Origin of the sequence: Sorangium sp. So ce834, from assembly GCF_051521425.1 — a bacterium.
GTDB classification, from domain to species: domain Bacteria; phylum Myxococcota_A; class Polyangia; order Polyangiales; family Polyangiaceae; genus Sorangium; species Sorangium cellulosum_D.
The window spans coordinates 2,950,915-2,967,033 of the sequence record NZ_CP150351.1 but is presented as its reverse complement, the minus strand read 5'-3'; the positions used below and the strand labels follow the sequence as shown (position 1 = coordinate 2,967,033).

Sequence of the window (16,119 nt, the reverse complement as noted above, 5' to 3'; positions counted from 1 at the left end):
GCTGTGGGGTCTTTCCTGAGTTTTATGCTATGAGCCGCGACCATGCGGTTCGTCGATCAGTGCCGTCTGAAGGTCATCGCGGGGGATGGCGGCAATGGAGCGATCGCATTCCGGCGCGAGAAGTACATCCCGTTCGGCGGCCCCGCGGGCGGCGACGGCGGCCGCGGCGGGGACGTCGTCTTCGTGGGCGACGAGGGCCTGTCCACGCTACTCGACTTCACCTACGCGCGCACCCTCGAGGCCGAGCGGGGCGAGCACGGGATGGGGAGCGACTGCCACGGGCGCGCCGGCGCCGACCGGGTCGAGAAGCTCCCGGTGGGGACGCAGGTCTTCGACGCGGAGACCGGCGAGCTGCTCGCCGACGTGACCGAGCACGGCCAGCGGGTCGTGGTCGCCCGCGGGGGCAAGGGGGGCCGCGGCAACCTGCACTTCAAGTCGCCCCACGACCGGGCCCCCCGGCGCGCCGAGCCGGGGGAGCCGGGCGAGGCGCGCGAGCTCCGCCTGGAGCTGAAGGTGCTCGCCGACGTCGGCCTGCTCGGCTTCCCCAACGCCGGCAAGAGCACCTTCGTCGCCGCCGTCTCGGCCGCCCGGCCCAAGATCGGCGACTACCCGTTCACGACGCTGACCCCGACGCTCGGCATGGTCGAGGTCGGCGGCGGGGTGCGGGCGGGCGGGTCGAGCTTCGTCATCGCGGACATCCCGGGGCTGATCCCGGGCGCGAGCGACGGCGTCGGGCTCGGCATCCAGTTCCTGAAGCACGTGGAGCGGACGCGGGCGCTCCTCCACCTCGTGACGCTCGATCCCGGCGAGGGCCGCGAGCCGCTCGCCGACTACCGGGCGCTCCGCAAGGAGCTCAAGAAGTTCAGCCCGGAGATCGCCGAGCGCCCCGAGGTCGTCGCCCTGACCAAGGCCGACCTGACCGAGGTGCGCGAGGCCTACCCGAAGCTCAAGGCGCGGTTCGCGAAGGCGAAGGTGAAGCTCCACCTCGTCAGCGCCGCGACGGGCGAGGGCGTGACCGAGCTCATCCGTGAGCTCGCGGCGATCGCGCGCAAGCGCGAGGGGTGATCGCCCGAGCGCGGGGGATCTCTCCGCGCAGATCACAGGGTGTCCTCACGTGGGCTGTCCGTGCACATCGGCCGTGGATCCACGAGCGCGCGCCGTATGGACAAGACAGCGAAGTTGGCGTCCACTTCTCCTTTCGGACTCACGCGTCCTGCCAGGAGAGGAAGCCCGATGCGCTGGTCGATCGTCACCTTCAGCAAACCGTATGCCCTCGCGTGGTGTGTGGCCCTCTCGGCGGCGCTCGGCGCGAGCGGGACGGCGCGCGCCGACATCGTGCAACCGAACGGCACCACGGTCCCCGCGGTCCGCGAACGATTGAGCGACCTGCTCAACGGGTCGGACAACAACGACAACATCGACGAGATGATCGACGTCGTGGCCGACGCGGCGGTGGAGCCGCAGGTGTTCTCGCCGCTCTGCGGGTTCAGCGGCAAGTACATCGCCAAGGGCGGAGGCGCCAACTTCGCCGTCGGCTGGTACAACGTCGACGACGACCGCGCGAGCGACGATCCTCCGCGGTATGTCCCCGTGAACACCAGGGCCGGCCTCAACACGGCGGCGCCGGAGAGCGATATCCAGATCCTCTTTCCCTTCTCGACCGACCTGCCGCCGGAGGCGATGCGCGAGCTGACGGCGGTGTCGATCCGGGAGAACCCCGCGTACGCCGGCGGGCTGATCGGCTTCGCGCTGATCCCCAACCCGAACGGCACGGGCAACGGGGATGCCACGCAATACCATTACACCGAGCATCGGTTCAACGTGGAGTGTACGGCGTGCGCGACGCCGGGCCCGTGGTACTCGGACCTCATCTATCGATCGAACGAGCTGCTCAACACGTTTTACCTGGGCTTCGAGGATCTCGACTTCCGGAACGCCGCCGGCGCGGCGGGCGTCAACGGCAACGATCTCGACTACGAGGACTTCCTGTTCCGCTTCTCCGGCATCACGTGCCCCGAGGCCGGCCTGCCGTGCGAGGTGGACGAGAACGTCGGCGCGTGCCGCCTCGGGATCTCCGACTGCGACGCGCAGGGGGCGGTGATCTGCACGCCCTTCGTCCTGCCTGGCAGCCAGGCGGAGCAGTGCGACGGCGTCGACAACGACTGCGACGACGTCATCGACGAGGAGGCGCCCTGTCCGGAGAACCAGGTGTGCAACCGCGGCCGCTGCGTGGACCCCTGCGGGTCCGCGGAGTTCCCGTGCGAGCAAGGGTTCGTGTGCCAGCAAGGCCTGTGCGTCGAGCAGGCCTGCGTCGACGTGATGTGCGACGTGGGCGAGGTGTGCCGCGCGGGCGAGTGCAGCGCGCCGTGCGACGGCGTGGTGTGCCCGCACGACCAGGTGTGCCGCGCCGGGCGCTGCATCGATCCGTGCCAGGACGTCGTGTGCAACTCCGGCCAGGTGTGCGAAGGCGGCGTGTGCGTGCTCCAGTGCAACTGCCGCGGGTGCCCGACGAACGAGCGCTGCGACATGGGGAGCGGCCGGTGCGTGGAGGCCGCGTGCGCCGACGTCGCGTGCGACGAAGGCACGTATTGCCGCGAGGGCGCGTGCGTCGATGTCTGCGACGGGGTCGCGTGCCCCGCGGGCGAGCGGTGCGAGGCGGGCGCGTGCGTCGAAGCGCCGCCGCCGCCCACCACCGCCACCACGTCGATCGGCGCGGGGCTCGACACTGTCGCGTCGTCCGGCGCCGGCGACGGCTCGGGCGGGGCCTCCGCGTCGGGCGCGGGCGGGGCGCCGCCCGCCGGCGCGGGCGGCGGCGCTTCCGGGGGCGGCGAGTCGTCGGGCTGCGGGTGCCGCCTCGGCGCCGACACGCCCTCTGCGGGCGGCCTCGCGGCCCTGCTCCTCGCCGCCGGCCTCGGGCTCCGCCGCGGGGTGCGCCGCCGGCCGGCCCGCGGGCAGCGCGGCGCGCGCGGCGGCGGCGAGGTGGTCTGAAGGGCCGTGAGGTCGCGCGGGCGAGCAGGCCGCCCGCGCGCCCTCGCTCCTACGGGCGCTCGACGGTGAAGCTCGAGGTCTGGTCGTCGAAGTCGTAGCTGTCGAGGTTGGCGTCCGCCGTGATGACGCGCGACTCGGGCGAGTAGATGAAGAACAGGTCGTAGAGCGTCAGCGTGAAGCCGGCGGGGACGCGGACGGAGCTGATCCTCTTGTCCCATGCGCTGCCGATGAGGTATCTGCTGCCGACGCCGTAGAGGAGCGCGTCGCCCGAGAAGTCGGCGTGCTCGTAGAGGGCGACCACGTCCTCTTGCGGGTCCGAGGCGCGCGAGACGACCAAGCTCGAGATGACGTCGCTGAAGCCCGCGGCCACGAGATCCGTGTCCGAGGTGAAGACGCGCGCCTCGCCCTCGAAGTTGTGGTGGAAGAAGACCGTGACCCGGAGCCCGGCGGGGACCTCGATCGCGCTCGCGCGGTCGTTGCCGATGATCGCCATGTCCGCGAGGTTGTGGCGGCCGATCCCGAAGCTCTGCGAGACGCCGGAGAAGTCCGAGAGATCGTGGAGCACGACCTCGTCGTCGGGGTGGTCGGTGGGGCCGCTGGCGATCGTCGCGTCGATCCACGCGCGGTGGCGCGCGACGTCGACGCCGGCGAGCGACGCGTGCAAGTTCGTGCCGTTTTGGCCGCTCGAGGCCGAGAACACGGCGACCTGAACCCCGTCGACGAACCACGGGCCGCCGGAGTCGCCGCTCCACCCCGAGCCCGTCACGCCCGTCGCCAGGAGCTCGTCGTCGGAGCGCCGGCCATCGATGTGGACGATCGCCTTCTTGAGCGACGGCGCCATCACCAGCGGCGTGCCCTCGCTCCCCCAGCCGTAGACCGTCGCGTCCGTCCCGTCCACGGCCGGCCCCGCGGGGGCGAGCTCTACGACCGCGCCGCCGGCGTCCTCGGTCAGGTGGAGCAGCGCGATGTCGACCTCGGCCGAGGGCACCTCGACGGCGTCGACCTCGATGCGCTGGCCCTCGCGGTACGTGTTGCTGCCGATGCGCACCGCCGACGTCTCGCCTTCATCCGCGATGCAGTGCTGCGCGGTGAGCACCCAGCGCGGCGCGACGAGCGTGCCCGTGCACTGGTAGAAATCGCCCGTGTCCCCGCGCACGTCGAAGACCTGGACGGCCCAGGGGCTCGCCTCGGCGATCTCGCCGCCGATGATCTCGGACGACCGCGAATCGAGCGACTCGACCGGATCGTCCGGCTCATCTGCGATGGAGCAAGCCGTGGAGAGGCCCAACGCGACCCCGACGCAGATCGCGATACCCAGCTTATTGCCAAGCTCTTCCTTGTTCATTTCATCTCCGCATTGGTCACGTCCGGAGTATGCGGCGATGCCCGGGCCACGCCAGACGGCGTTCTGGAACGGCGGTGTTCGAGGAGTGGAACATCGAGCCGGCTCGATGCTCCATCCAGTGTGTCGGTACTCGTGCACCTCGCCGAGGAGGACTCGTGTCAGCCGATCACGGATCGCCGGACGTCGCGCCGAAGAGCTCGACATCGTCGATCACGACGGCGCCCGAGTCGGCCTTGCCGCGGCCGAGGAAGCCGTTCGCGCCGACGCCGTTCATCTCCGGGCTGAACGCGAGGCCGATGATCGACGCGAGCACGTCGTTCACGTCGTCGCCGGGGTCGAGCCCCTGGTCGATCGCCCAGCCGGGGAGCGCCACGTCGGCGAACTTGAGCTCGATGAGCTGCGGCTCGACGCCGAGCCGCACGTCCCAGCCGTGGCGGACGCCGGCGAGCCCGTTGCTCTGCGCGGGGCTCTCGACGTCGACGCGCAGCCAGCGCGCCGCGTCGGCGCGCGCCCGGAAGCGGACGCCCTCGAGCGGCGTCACGTCGACCGAGCCCTCGGCGAGGGGCACCGTGAAGTACACGTACTGGCCCCAGGCGTACGCCTCGTCGCGGAAATCGAAGCTCAGGAGCAGGCTCCGCGCGCCGCTGAGCGGCGCGTCCTGCGTGATGCCCTGCACCGCGCCGGACGCGTCGTTGGTGGCGAGCAGCGTGCCGAAGTACAGCTCGAGCGTGTCCGCCGCCTCGAAATCGTTGAGCCCCGCCGCGGTGAACGAGAAGGGCACGAGCGGCGTGTTGCTGGCGAACCGGCGCAGGCGCTCGCGCAGGATCGGCACCTCGCTCTTGAGGCGCGCGACCGCCGGCTCCCACGAGGCGAGGCCGGGCCCGAGCGGATCCTCGTCGACGGCGGCGCGGATCAGCGCCGCGTACTCGTCCACCTGCGCTTCGAGCTTCCCTTCGCGGAACGGCCCGTCGAGCAGCGCCTGGAGCGCGGCCTGGTAGCCCGCGGGGTCCTGGCTCAAGGCGCCGAACAGCGCGTCGCATCCCGGCACGCGCACCCGCTCGGCGCCCATGAACACCGGGACCACGGCGGGGCAGGTCGCCGGCGCCTCGGTCCAGCGGGGCACGTGGCCGAAATAGGTGCTCGCGCCGAGGGTCTGGTCCATATCCCACGGGATCAGGCGGAACTTGCCCGACGAGGGCTCGTCGTAGATGTAGAAGTTGTGGTTGTTGGCGCCGCCCGCGGGGTCGACGTAGAAGGTGGTGACCCCGTCCCAGTTCACGATCGCCTCGTCGACGGCCATGTAGCGTTGCAGCTGCTCGACGTCCGCCCACTGCGACAGCGCGGCGAGGCGCTCGTCGCCCTCGGCGGAGGCGAGCGCGGCGGCGAACGCGACGAAGCGCTCGTGCGTGGCCTCGTCCTCGTTCGTCTCGATGTGCTCCGCGTAGTAGCTGGCGTCGTCCGTGACCGGCCACGCTTCCTTGTAGAGGTCGCCGTCCGGCCCTTCGGGGAAATGGCTCTCCAGGAAGCGGCCGTCCACCTCCTCGACCATCGAGAAGAGCCCCTGCGGCTCGCCGTTCACGGTGAGCGTGGCCCACCCGCTCCTCGGGGCCGCGACGCCCATCTCCCGGTACAGGCCATAGGCGATGCGCTCGTGGAGCTTCGTCGGATCCCAGATCATCGAGTGGAAGTTCAGCCGCTTCTGCGCGTAGAACCGCTGGCCGTCGACGTACTCGTCGAACTTCACCTTCATGCTGAGCTTCGGGCAGGTGAGGTTTCCCTCCTCGTCGAAGCACATCTGTAGGGTGCCGTAACCGCCCTTGAAGCGCAGGCCGACGACGCCCAGGCTCTTGCCCTGGTAGCAAGCCTCGGCCTCCACATACTCCTCGTCGCGGGCGTTCTCCTTGAGCTCGGCCCAGCGCTCTTCCGGAAGGCGGAAGTCGAAGCGCAACACCGCGTCGGCCGCATACAGCTCATCCGCGTCGCGGTCGGCGAGCGTGGGGTCCGGCGGCGCGCACGGCGGCATCGGGGCCTCTCCGCCGGCCCCGCCGTCGCTCATGCCGCCTTCCCCGCCGGTGCCCGCCGCGCCCGAGCCTCCCCCGCCGGCGCTCGCCCCGCCGCCCCCGCCGGTGCTCGCCCCGCCCGAGCCTCCCGACCCGGCGCCGCCGGTTCCACCCTCGTCATCCCCGCATCCGGCGCCCGCCGCGACGGCCGCCACCACAAGCCATGTCCAACACGTAAGCTTCATGCACTCTCCTTCAACGGCTCCGAGCGTAAGCGTGCGCCTCGCGCGCGTCGATCCCCGATTTTCGCGTCGCGGAAGCGACGATGTCGTCGCCACGAGGCGGGGCTCGGACGTCCTGTAGCTCGCGACCGCGATCACCCGCGGTGGCGCGGAGCGCCCGAGGCCGCGGCCTCGACGGCGAGGCACGCCTCGAACCCCTCGCGGTAGCTCGGGTAGAGCAGCGTCATGCCGAGGGCGCGCTTGATCTTCGCGTTGTCCACCGCGCGATCGTGGCGGAGCGTCTCGTGGAGATCTTCCCGCGGCGCGCCGGCCGGCAGCGAAAGGCCGAGCCGCGCGCAGAGCCAGCGGACGACCTCGATCTGCGGCACGGGCGCGTCGTCCGCGACCACGAAGACGTCGCCGGGGGCGGCGCGCTCCAGGGCCGCGAGCGCGAGGCGCGCGAGGTCCTCGACGTGGATGCGCGAGACGACGTTCCTGCCCTGCCGATCGCCCTCGCCGGTCATGCGGAAGTCGCCGCGCAAGAGCCGCTGGTGCAGGCCGCGGCCCGGGCCGTAGATGCCGGCGGCGCGCAGCGCCACGGCGCCGCGCTCGCGGTACACGGCCTCGGCCGCGAGGCGCGCCGCGGCGCGCGGGCCGTCGGCCGACGTGGGCGTCGCCTCGTCGATGCGCCCCGTCGCGTCGCCGTAGACGGCGGTCGACGAGACGTACGCGATCGCGCGCGCGCGGCGGAGCGACGGCGCGATCGCGGCGTCGGTCGCGCCGTCGGGCGGGAAGGCGACGAGCACGTCCGCGCCGTCCGCCACGAGCCGGTCGACGGCCGCGGCGGTGAGCGCCGGCAGGACGCTCACCTCGATGCCGGCCTGGGCGAGCTCTGCGGCGCGCTCGGAGGAGCGCGTGGTCGCGACGACGCGGCCGCCGGAGGCGCGCCGCAGGCCGGCGACCACCGCGCCGGTGAAGCCGCAGCCGAGGACGAGGAGCGGGGGAGAGGGATCGAGCATGGTCGTTGCGCCCTTTACCAGGCTAGGCCCCCGAGTCGCCATCGCAACGCCTGCAGCGAGCGTTGCGACGACCCGACAGCAGGAATCGAGCGTTGGGGCGCTCTAGCACGCATTGCCCAGGCCGCTAGGATCCGCTCGCGACCGTGGGACATCAACATCACTTCCTGTCCAGGCTCGATCGCGTCTCGCTCCCTCACGTCGAGCTCGCGCTCACGCTCTACCGCGATCACGGCCTCGTCCAGTACCTCCTCCGCTGCGCCAGGCTCCCCGACGGCGCAGAGCGGGTCGCGATCTCGCTCGACGATCCCGCGCGCGGGCCGTTCCTCGTCGTGACGCGCGAGGGTCGCTTCGTGACCTGCCTCGGCGCCGGGATGCGCGCGGGCGACCTCCCGGTCATCACCCGCGGGCAGCTCGACGGGCTCACCGAGAAGGTCGCGGATCTGCGCGCGCGCATGGCCGCGGCGCGCGAGCTCGCCGGGCCGAAGGGGCACACGGCGCAGCTCGTCGACCGCATCTTCCACGCCGGCCCGGACCTGTCGCGCGAGGAGTTCGTGGGCATCTCGGCCTTCCGGCCGCTCTTCGGCCTTGCGAGTTCATCCGCCTCGTCCATGCCCGCTGGTCGCCGGAGGACACGATGCGGCTGCTCGCGCCGCTCCGCGAGCACTATCACCCGAAGATCCAGGCGCCCCGACAGGAAGGACCGCCCCGCAAGGGCCCTTGCCCGTGCGGGAGCGGCGAGAAGTACAAGCGGTGCTGCGGGATGACCGCGTGAACGGCCGGGCCGCCGGGCGGTGGAATGGCGACCGCGCTCTCAGGGCGGCGCGCGGCGCGGGGCGGTGGTACCCTCCTCGATGTGAGCCAGAGCGCCTACCCGGAGCACCATGCAGGCCGCCTCTTGTCCGTCGCGGAGTGGGCAGCGCTGCCGGAAGACCAGCCCGGCGAGCTCGTTGACGGCCGGCTGGTCGAGGAAGAGATGTCCGACTGCGTCCACGAGCTGGCCGTCGCCTGGCTCATCCAGATGCTGCGGGCCTGGGCCGTCCCGCGCGGTGGCCTCGTCTTCGGCTCCGAGGTGAAGTACGCCCTCAAGCCGCGGCGCGGGCGCAAGTCCGATGTGTCCGTGTTCCTGTCGCGCGCCCGGAAGCCCCCTGCCCGTGGTCCGGTGGGAATCCCGCCGGACATCATGATCGAGACCGTCTCCCCTGCGCCGCGCGATGAGCGGCGCGACCGCGTCGAGAAGCTGGAGGAGTACGCCGCGTTCGGGGTGCCCTGGTACTGGCTGCTCGATCCGCAGCTCCGCAGCTTCGAGGTCCACGAGCTCACGCGGGACGGGAGCTACGTGCGCCGCCTCGCCGCGACCGGGGGGCTGCTGCAGGAGGTGCCGGGCTGCGCGGGGCTCTCGCTGGATCTGGACGCGCTCTTTCGCGAGCTCGACGAGCTCGAGGCTGCAGAGCAGCAGGAACCACCGCCCCCGCCGGGCAGCGCGGAAGGCGAGGAGTAGCGAGGGCGGGCGGCGCGACCGCGACGCGCCGTGACCCGCGCTCTCACGAAGCGCGGGTCACGGGCGGCAGCCGCGGCGCGGGGACCGTCGGCCGACGTGGGCGTCGCCTCGTCGACGCCGAGGATCGAGGGCGAGCGCAGGACAGCGCAGCGTCTGGTAGCCTGGTCGGCGCGGAGCGGACGGCCGGGACGCAGCGTGCTCGCCGCCGCAGCGACGCTCCTCAGCGCATGGCGGTCAACGTCTTCATCTCCTACGCCCCCGCGGATCGGTCGCACCTCGAGGCGCTCGAGGCGCACCTCGCCGCCCTCAAGCGGCAGGGCCTGGTGAGCACGTGGCACCGCGGCCGGATCGGCGCCGGCGCGGTGCGCGACGCGTCGATCGCGGCGGAGCTCTCCGCGGCCGAGGTGGTGCTGCTCTTGGTGAGCGAGGCGTTCCTCGCCTCGGACAGCTGCTACGAGCGGGAGCTCGGCGCCGCGCTGGGGCGGCACCGCCGGGGCGCGGCGCGCGTGGTGCCGATCCTGGTGCGCCCGTGCGACCGGGAGGGCACCGCGCTGGCGGAGCTGGAGGCGCTGCCGCGGGACGGCGGGGCGGTGACGAGCTGGGCCGACCCGGACGAGGCCTGGACGGCCGTGGTCCGGGGCATCCGCGCGGCGGTGGAGGAGGCCGCCGCGAGCGCGCGGCCGGAGGCGGTGCCCGCGAGGGCCGCGCCGACGAGCGCGCTCGCCGCGACGCTGCGCGAGGCCGAGGAGACGATCCGCGCGATCGACAAGCAGATCGCCGCGGCGCAGAAGCGGCGGGTGAGGCTGAAGGCCGCCGGCGCGAGCACGGTGGAGGTGGACCAGGAGATCGTCGACCTCAGGCGCAAGCGCCGGGAAGGCGGCCAGCTGCACGTGGGCGAGGAGCTGAGCGAGGGCCGGTACCTGCTGCTCGAGCGGATCGGCCGCGGGGGGTTCGCGACGGTGTGGCGCGCGCTCGACGCGGGGCGGGGCGACCAGCCGGTGGCGATCAAGGTGCTGCACCCGAACCTCGCGGGCGACGAGGGGCGGCGGGAGCGGTTCTTCCGCGGGGCGCGGGCGATGGCGGAGCTCGATCACCCCGGCGTCGTGCGCATCCTGGAGCCGAAGGGCGAGGACGGGGGCTGGCACTACTTCGTGATGGAGCTCGTGCACGGCGAGGACGTGCAGAGCGCGGTCGTCGGGAAGCGGCTGCCGGCAGAGGGGGTGATCCCGATGATCCTCCGCGCTGGGGAGGCGATCTCGTTCGCGCATGGGCGGGGGCTCGTGCACCGGGACGTGAAGCCGGCGAACATCCTGCTCGACGGAGAGGGGCTGCCGCGGATCACGGATTTCGATCTTGTCTGGGCGCGGGACACGACGGGGGGCACGAGGAGCGGGGCGCTGGGGACGTTCCTCTACGCGGCGCCGGAGCTGATGCACCGCCCGCAGGACGCGGACGCGCGGGCCGACGTGTACGGGCTCGGCATGACGGCGGTGTTCTGCCTGCACGGGGTGGAGCTGCCGCCGATCATGATGCGGTATCCGGGGCGGGTGATCGAGCGGCTGCCGTGCGGCGACGCGGTGCGGAAGGTGCTCGAGAGGGCGATCGAGTTCGAGGCGTCGGAGCGGTACCCGGATGTGGAGGCGTTCTGCGAGGCGCTCAGGGGCGCCGTCGGCAGCGCGAGGGAGGCGCCGCTGGACGCGACGTGAGCCGCTGCAAACGACGGCGGGGCGTTCCCGCGTTCACCAAGCGATGACACGGCCGAGCCGGGCCAGACCGCCTCGGTCCCGGAGGCGCCTGAGCCGCCAGTCGAGGAGGTCCGGGCGTCAGTCCCAGCCAAAAGCCGCTCTAGGCTCAAGACCGGTCACCGGATGGATCTCGTTGGCTTCCGATGCGCGGGCCCGCCCGCCAACGAGATTGATAATCGATCTTCGACGCCCTCACCCGCCCGGCTTCCTCGTATACCGGTGCTTCACCCCCAGCGGGAAGTACTCCGGATCCCCCGCCGCCCGCAGCGTCACCCGCGGCGCGCGCTTCCCCGCCGGCACGTAGCTCCTGAACTCGCTGTTCAGCCGGACCAGGTGCTCCTCGATCGACCGCGCCGCGGCCTCGCGCCGCGCCTCGCTCTCCCCTTCCCCCGGCGCGAGCTCGACCACGACCGAGAGGTACGCGTCCCTGTCCGCGCCCTCGCGGACCTCCAGCACGAACTTCCCGGTCACCCACTCCTTCACGCCGGGCTGCTCGATGCCCACGACCACGTTCTCCGGATAGATGTTCGCCCCGAAATACGACACCGTGAAATCCGAGCGCCCGAACACGTAGACGAACGGCAGCTCCCGGGCGCCGCGCTCGCCGTCGAGCTCCCGCCGCGGATCGAAGCCGAAGCCGGCGAGCGCCGCCATCAGGTCCGCGTGCGCATAGACGCCCCCGCTGTCGAGGATCGCATAACGGACGAGCGGAACCCCGTTCTCGCCCGAGAAGAGCAGCATCCCCTCGCGCTGCTCGAAGAACCTCACCGCCGGGTCGTACTGCACGAGCGTGGGGAGCCGGTCCTGCCCGAAGAGCGCGCGCGCGGCGTCCGGCCTCCCCGCGAGGAACCGGCGGATCGCGACGCTGAGCGGCGTCTCGTTGCCCAGCACGCCGGCGTCCGCCGTCCCGTACAGCGACGCCGAGTCGTAGCAGGGCGACGTCGACCCGACGCGCTCGCCGACCAGGCTCCGCCACTCCTCGCTGAACACCTCGCCGGCCATCACGAGCTTGATCCGGAGCGGCGCCCAGTCGACCCCGCGCGCCCGCCCCGTGTCGATCACGTCCTTCAGGAACGGCGGATAACCGAGCAGGACGACCTGATCGAACGCCGGCCCCAGATCCATCACGACGCGGAAGATCTCGTCCTTGTTGTTGCCCGGCGTGACGACCGTGATCGGATATCCCTTCGCCGCGAGGTGGCGGCAGCACGCGGTCGTGTACATCCCGCCGACCCACGACCCGAGCGCGAAGCACACGACGGCGAGCGTGCGGCGCGCGTCGGCCCGGAAGCTGTCGTGAAACACCTGCTCGAAGCGCCGGGCCACCGGGAGCTCGTCCGCGACCGACCGCGGCCAGAACGTCGGCTTGCCCGTCGAGCCCGACGAGACGGCGACCATGTCGCAGGACTCGACGCGCCCGCCCCGGCACAGGTCCGCGATCGGGTGCCGGAGCACGTAGTTCTGCTTCGTGATCACCGGGAGCGCCGCGAAGTCCGCGGGGGTCCGGACCGCCGCCGGATCGACGCCGTGCTCGTCGAGGAAGCGCCGGTACGCGGGGACCGTCGCGGCGACCTCGTGGAACAACGCGAGCGCGCCGGCCGCCGGATCGACCTCGCGATGCCGCGACAGCGCCGCGTCGAGCGGCGTGCTCAGGAAGGCGTCGATGGCCGCCAAGACCCGCCTGGGTGCTGCATCCTGCATCGCGAGCTCTCCCTCCTTCGGACGTTTCACGGCGAGGCGCGCGGGCGGCGCGCGGCCTCCCGGCCCGCTCCCCTCCCCGCGGGCCCAGCTTACCTCACGCGCGGCCGGCGCTCCCCGCCCCCGCCTCGCCGGCGAGCGCCGCCGCGAGCGACACCTCGTCGGCGCGCCGCTCGTAGCCCGGCGGCGGATCGGACGGCGGGTTCGCGAGCAGCGACGTGATCACCGTCTCCAGCCACCGCCGCAGCGGCGTGTGCTGGAAGCCGAGCTCCGCCCTCGCCTTCGCTGGATCCAGCAGCGACATCCAGCGATCGCTGAACGGCGACATCGCGACAGGGTCGATGCCGCGCGCCCGGAGCGCGGCCGCGTCGACCGGCGCGAGGCGCGCCGGCGCGCCGAGCAGCTCGGCCACGAGCGCGAGCAGCTCCGCGAGCGTCGGCGTCTCGTCCATGCAGAGGTTGTACGCCTGCCCGAACGTCGACGGCACGAGCAGCAGCCTCACGATCGCCCGCACGACGTCGCCGCTGTACACGTGCCGCACGGCGTGCCCGCCGCCGTCCGGGACGAGCAGCGGGCCGCCGTCGAGCACGCGCGCGATGTAGCGCTCGAGGCGGCGGTGCGGGTCGCGCTCCCCGTTCACCATCGGGATGCGCAGCACGGTCGCCGGGAAGCCGTCGTCCCGGAAGGCGGCCGCGAGCGCCTCCTCGCAGCCGCGCTTGTTCATGCCGTAGGCCCACGCCGCGCGATCCTCCTCGCCCTCGGGCTCCGGGAGCAGCGGGCCGTCGTAGTCGCGCTCGCGCGACGGCCGCGGGCACCCCTCGCGCACGAGGTACACCGAGCCGGTGCTGATCATCACGTAGTGCCCGACGCGCCCGCCGGCGAGCGCCCGGGCCGCCGCGCGGCCGTCCGCGGCCGTGTACGCGGTGAAGTCCACCGCGGCGTCGAACTCGCGGCCCCCGAGCGCCTGCGCCAGGTCGTCGGCCGCGCGGTCGCAGCGGACCCGCGCGACGCGGTCGCCGAACCGATCGGGCGTCGCGCCGCGGTTCAGGAGGGTGACGTGGTGGCCCGCCGCGAGCAGGCGGTAGACGAGGAAATGGCCCATGAACCGGGTGCCGCCGAGCACGAGGACGCGCATGCGCGGCAACCTATCACCGCCGCGCGCAATGCGGACGACGCGCTCGCGGCGCTCGCGGCGCTCGCGGCGCGGGCGGGCGCCGGGCGGCCTCTCGCGCTCGAGCGGGATCAGGCCGCGCCCCGGCCGTGGTAGAGAGCGGTCCGTGCCGTTCTCCCACATCCTCGGCCAGGACACCGCGGTCGGCACCCTCGTGCGCGCGCTCGAGACGGGCCGCGTGCACCACGCCTACCGCTTCGAGGGCCCGCCCGGCGTCGGCAAGGAGCTCGCGGCCGTCGCGCTCTCGCAGGCGCTCGTCTGCACCGGGGGCGATCCGCTCGGCTGCGGCCGCTGCGACGCGTGCCGGCGCGCGGCCGCGCGCTCCGAGGGGCGCCCCGCGGCGCCGCTCCACCCCGACGTGCAGATCGTCGCGAAGAACTTCTACCCCGCCGCCATCATCGGCCGGAGCCGCGACGAGCTGACCGAGATCTCGGTCGACCAGGTCCGATCCATCGTGCTCGCCCACGCGTCCTACCCGCCCCACGAGGGGCGCGCGCGGGTGTTCATCGTCCGCGACGCCGAGGACCTCAGCGTCGGCGCCGCGAACGCGTTCCTCAAGACGCTCGAGGAGCCGCGGCCGGGCACCCACTTCATCCTGCTGACCTCGCGCGGCGACCGCCTGCTCAACACGATCCGCTCGCGCACCTTGCCCGTGCGCTTCGCCCCGCTCTCCGAGCCGATCGTCCGCGGCATCCTCCGCGATCACGGCGTGCCCGAGGAGCGGCACGACCTCGCCGTGGAGCTCGCCGCGGGCAGCGCCTCCACGGCGCTCGAGCTCGCGGACGAGGAGCAGACCGCCTCGCGCGACGCGTTCGTGAGGAGCATCCTCGCGGCCGCGGCCGCCCGCGACCTCGGGCCCGCCGTCGCGTTCGCGGAGTCGCTGGATCGCGACAAGGGCGCCCTCAAGGACGACCTCCGCGCGCTCAACGCGTCGCTCGCCCGCGAGGCCCGCGCCGCGGTCGCGGCCGATCCGCGCCGCGCCGTCGTCTCGGCCAGGCGCTACGCGGCGGTCTCGCGCGCCGTGGCGCAGCTCGAGCGCAACGCCTCGCCGAGCCTGGCGATGGCCTCGCTGATCGCGGAGCTGCGCGGGGTCATCGGCTGACGCCCGCCGCGTCAGCCCTCGCCGCCGCCGCCGAGCCGCTCGTACCCGCCCTCCTCGACGCGCCGCCCGACCCAGGCGTGGATGCGCCCCTCGCTCGCGAGCACCACGGCCGCGTCGTGCCCGCCGCCCTCGTACAGGGCGATGATCCCCGCCTCGCCCAGCGAGGGCGCGCCCTGCCCCAGGCGCTCCAGCGCCGCCGGCAGCCGCGCGCGCCGCCGCAGGGTCATGCCCGCGATCTCGAGCGTCGCCGGCGGCTCGTCCGGCGAGTCGACCGCCGCGGGCGCGAGCCACAGGATGTCGCGCCGCGGCGCGGGGAAGGCCACCACCGCCCGCTGCGTCGCGCCCTCCGGCGCGAGGAACACCGTCGCGACGACCTCGCCCCGCTCGCGCGCCACGATCGCGCCCGAGAGCCAGCGCTCCTCGATCCCGGCCAGGACCACGTCGCCGAGCGCGAACGGCAGCTCGTCCCACGGCGCGTCCCCGGGGGACGCCGCGGGCGCGGCGCGCTCGTCCTCGTCGCGGTCCTCCCACAGCGCCTCCCGCTCGCGGCGCGCCGCCATGTAGCCCACGGTGGCGGCCACCGCCGCGGCGGCCGCCGCGAGCAGCGTGAGGCTCATCGCGCGCCTGCGCCCGCGCCGCGCGGCGCCGCGGCCGCGGGCGCGAGGGCCTCCGTGAGCGCCCGCGCCCGCGCGCTCACCTCCTCGAGGGCGCGCGACGTCGGCGCGCCCGGCTCCGGCAGCAGCGCGGCGATGATCGACGCGGCGGAGCAGAGCGGGCCCACGTCGCGCGCCCGCTCCAGCGAGATGCCGCCGATCGCCACGACCGGCAGCCCCGGCCGCGCCCGCTCGACCATGGCGCGCAGCGACGCGAGCCCCTCGAGGCCGACCACGGCGTCGGGGCGCTCCTTGCTCGACGTCGAGAAGATGGGCCCGATCGCGATGTAATCGAGGTGCTCGGGCGCCTCGCGCAGCGCGGCCTCGATCTGCGCGGGCGTGTGGGTGGAGAGCCCGACGCGCAGCCGGACGCCGGCGCGCTGCGCGAGCCGGTGCACCGCGGGCACCGGGAGATCGTCCTGGCCGACGTGCACGCCGTCGCAGCGTGCGAGCGCCGCGAGATCTGCCCGGTCGTTCGCGAACAGCGGCACGCCGGCGCGCGCCGCGAGCGGCTGGATCGCGCGGAGGAGCGAGAGCGTGCGCGCGGCCCCGCCGCGCTTGTCGCGCAGCTGGAGGGCCCCGGGGCGCGCGTCGAGGACGGCCTCGGCGAACGCCGCCGGATCGAGCCCGCGGCGCTCGAGCGAATCGGTGTCGACGATGGCATACAGGCCGCGCATGA

14 protein-coding genes are annotated in these 16,119 nt (G+C 73.5%); 6 read left to right on the top strand and 8 right to left on the bottom strand.

The features are described from left to right. The first annotated feature begins 42 nt into the window (after positions 1 to 42). Both obgE and WMF20_RS10685 read left to right on the top strand, forming a co-directional pair. Positions 43 to 1,065, top strand: coding sequence for a GTPase ObgE (gene obgE, locus WMF20_RS10690; RefSeq protein WP_437612923.1), 1,023 nt, complete (start codon positions 43 to 45; stop codon positions 1,063 to 1,065). Between the two features lie 168 nt (positions 1,066 to 1,233). After that, complete coding sequence (locus tag WMF20_RS10685; protein WP_437612921.1) at positions 1,234 to 2,988, top strand: hypothetical protein; 1,755 nt, start codon at positions 1,234 to 1,236, stop codon at positions 2,986 to 2,988. A 49-nt stretch (positions 2,989 to 3,037) separates the two neighbouring features. Here the strand turns inward: WMF20_RS10685 and WMF20_RS10680 are convergent, their stop codons facing one another. From WMF20_RS10680 to WMF20_RS10665, 4 genes are all read right to left on the bottom strand, one after another. Then, positions 3,038 to 4,333, bottom strand: a complete 1,296-nt coding sequence (locus WMF20_RS10680) for a trypsin-like serine protease (protein ID WP_437612919.1) — start codon at positions 4,331 to 4,333, stop codon at positions 3,038 to 3,040. A 166-nt stretch (positions 4,334 to 4,499) separates the two neighbouring features. Then, a complete protein-coding gene (locus WMF20_RS10675) occupies positions 4,500 to 6,578 on the bottom strand; it encodes a CotH kinase family protein (RefSeq protein ID WP_437612917.1) in 2,079 nt (692 codons plus the stop codon). Between the two features lie 131 nt (positions 6,579 to 6,709). Next, complete coding sequence (locus WMF20_RS10670; protein WP_437612915.1) at positions 6,710 to 7,573, bottom strand: NAD-dependent epimerase/dehydratase family protein; 864 nt, start codon at positions 7,571 to 7,573, stop codon at positions 6,710 to 6,712. Between the two features lie 14 nt (positions 7,574 to 7,587). After that, positions 7,588 to 8,094, bottom strand: a complete 507-nt coding sequence (locus WMF20_RS10665; protein ID WP_437612913.1) for a hypothetical protein — start codon at positions 8,092 to 8,094, stop codon at positions 7,588 to 7,590. 113 nt (positions 8,095 to 8,207) lie between these two features. Between WMF20_RS10665 and WMF20_RS10660 the strand changes: the two genes are divergently transcribed. From WMF20_RS10660 to WMF20_RS10650, 3 genes are all read left to right on the top strand, one after another. Next, a complete protein-coding gene (locus WMF20_RS10660) occupies positions 8,208 to 8,345 on the top strand; it encodes an SEC-C metal-binding domain-containing protein (RefSeq protein WP_437612911.1) in 138 nt (45 codons plus the stop codon). 81 nt (positions 8,346 to 8,426) lie between these two features. Then, positions 8,427 to 9,071 carry a Uma2 family endonuclease gene (locus WMF20_RS10655; RefSeq protein WP_437612909.1) on the top strand — a complete coding sequence of 215 codons (645 nt, stop codon included), beginning with the start codon at positions 8,427 to 8,429 and terminating at the stop codon, positions 9,069 to 9,071. 227 nt (positions 9,072 to 9,298) lie between these two features. Beyond that, complete coding sequence (locus tag WMF20_RS10650) at positions 9,299 to 10,777, top strand: protein kinase domain-containing protein (protein WP_437612907.1); 1,479 nt, start codon at positions 9,299 to 9,301, stop codon at positions 10,775 to 10,777. A 231-nt stretch (positions 10,778 to 11,008) separates the two neighbouring features. On the opposite strand, the gene WMF20_RS10645 is transcribed toward WMF20_RS10650, so the two are convergent. Both WMF20_RS10645 and WMF20_RS10640 read right to left on the bottom strand, forming a co-directional pair. Then, positions 11,009 to 12,517, bottom strand: a complete 1,509-nt coding sequence (locus WMF20_RS10645) for a phenylacetate--CoA ligase family protein (protein WP_437612905.1) — start codon at positions 12,515 to 12,517, stop codon at positions 11,009 to 11,011. Between the two features lie 94 nt (positions 12,518 to 12,611). Continuing rightward, complete coding sequence (locus WMF20_RS10640) at positions 12,612 to 13,649, bottom strand: NAD-dependent epimerase/dehydratase family protein (protein ID WP_437612903.1); 1,038 nt, start codon at positions 13,647 to 13,649, stop codon at positions 12,612 to 12,614. Between the two features lie 142 nt (positions 13,650 to 13,791). Here WMF20_RS10640 and WMF20_RS10635 point away from each other — a divergent pair, with 142 nt between their 5' ends. Next, entirely contained in the window at positions 13,792 to 14,787 is a 996-nt protein-coding gene (locus tag WMF20_RS10635; protein WP_437612901.1) for an ATP-binding protein, read from the top strand. An 11-nt stretch (positions 14,788 to 14,798) separates the two neighbouring features. Here WMF20_RS10635 and WMF20_RS10630 read toward each other — a convergent pair whose 3' ends face one another. Further along, a complete protein-coding gene (locus WMF20_RS10630; protein WP_437612899.1) occupies positions 14,799 to 15,404 on the bottom strand; it encodes a hypothetical protein in 606 nt (201 codons plus the stop codon). Next, positions 15,401 to 16,117, bottom strand: coding sequence for a thiamine phosphate synthase (locus tag WMF20_RS10625; RefSeq protein WP_437612897.1), 717 nt, complete (start codon positions 16,115 to 16,117; stop codon positions 15,401 to 15,403). The genes WMF20_RS10630 and WMF20_RS10625 overlap by 4 nt, the downstream gene beginning before the upstream one ends. Between the last annotated feature and the right edge of the window lie 2 nt (positions 16,118 to 16,119).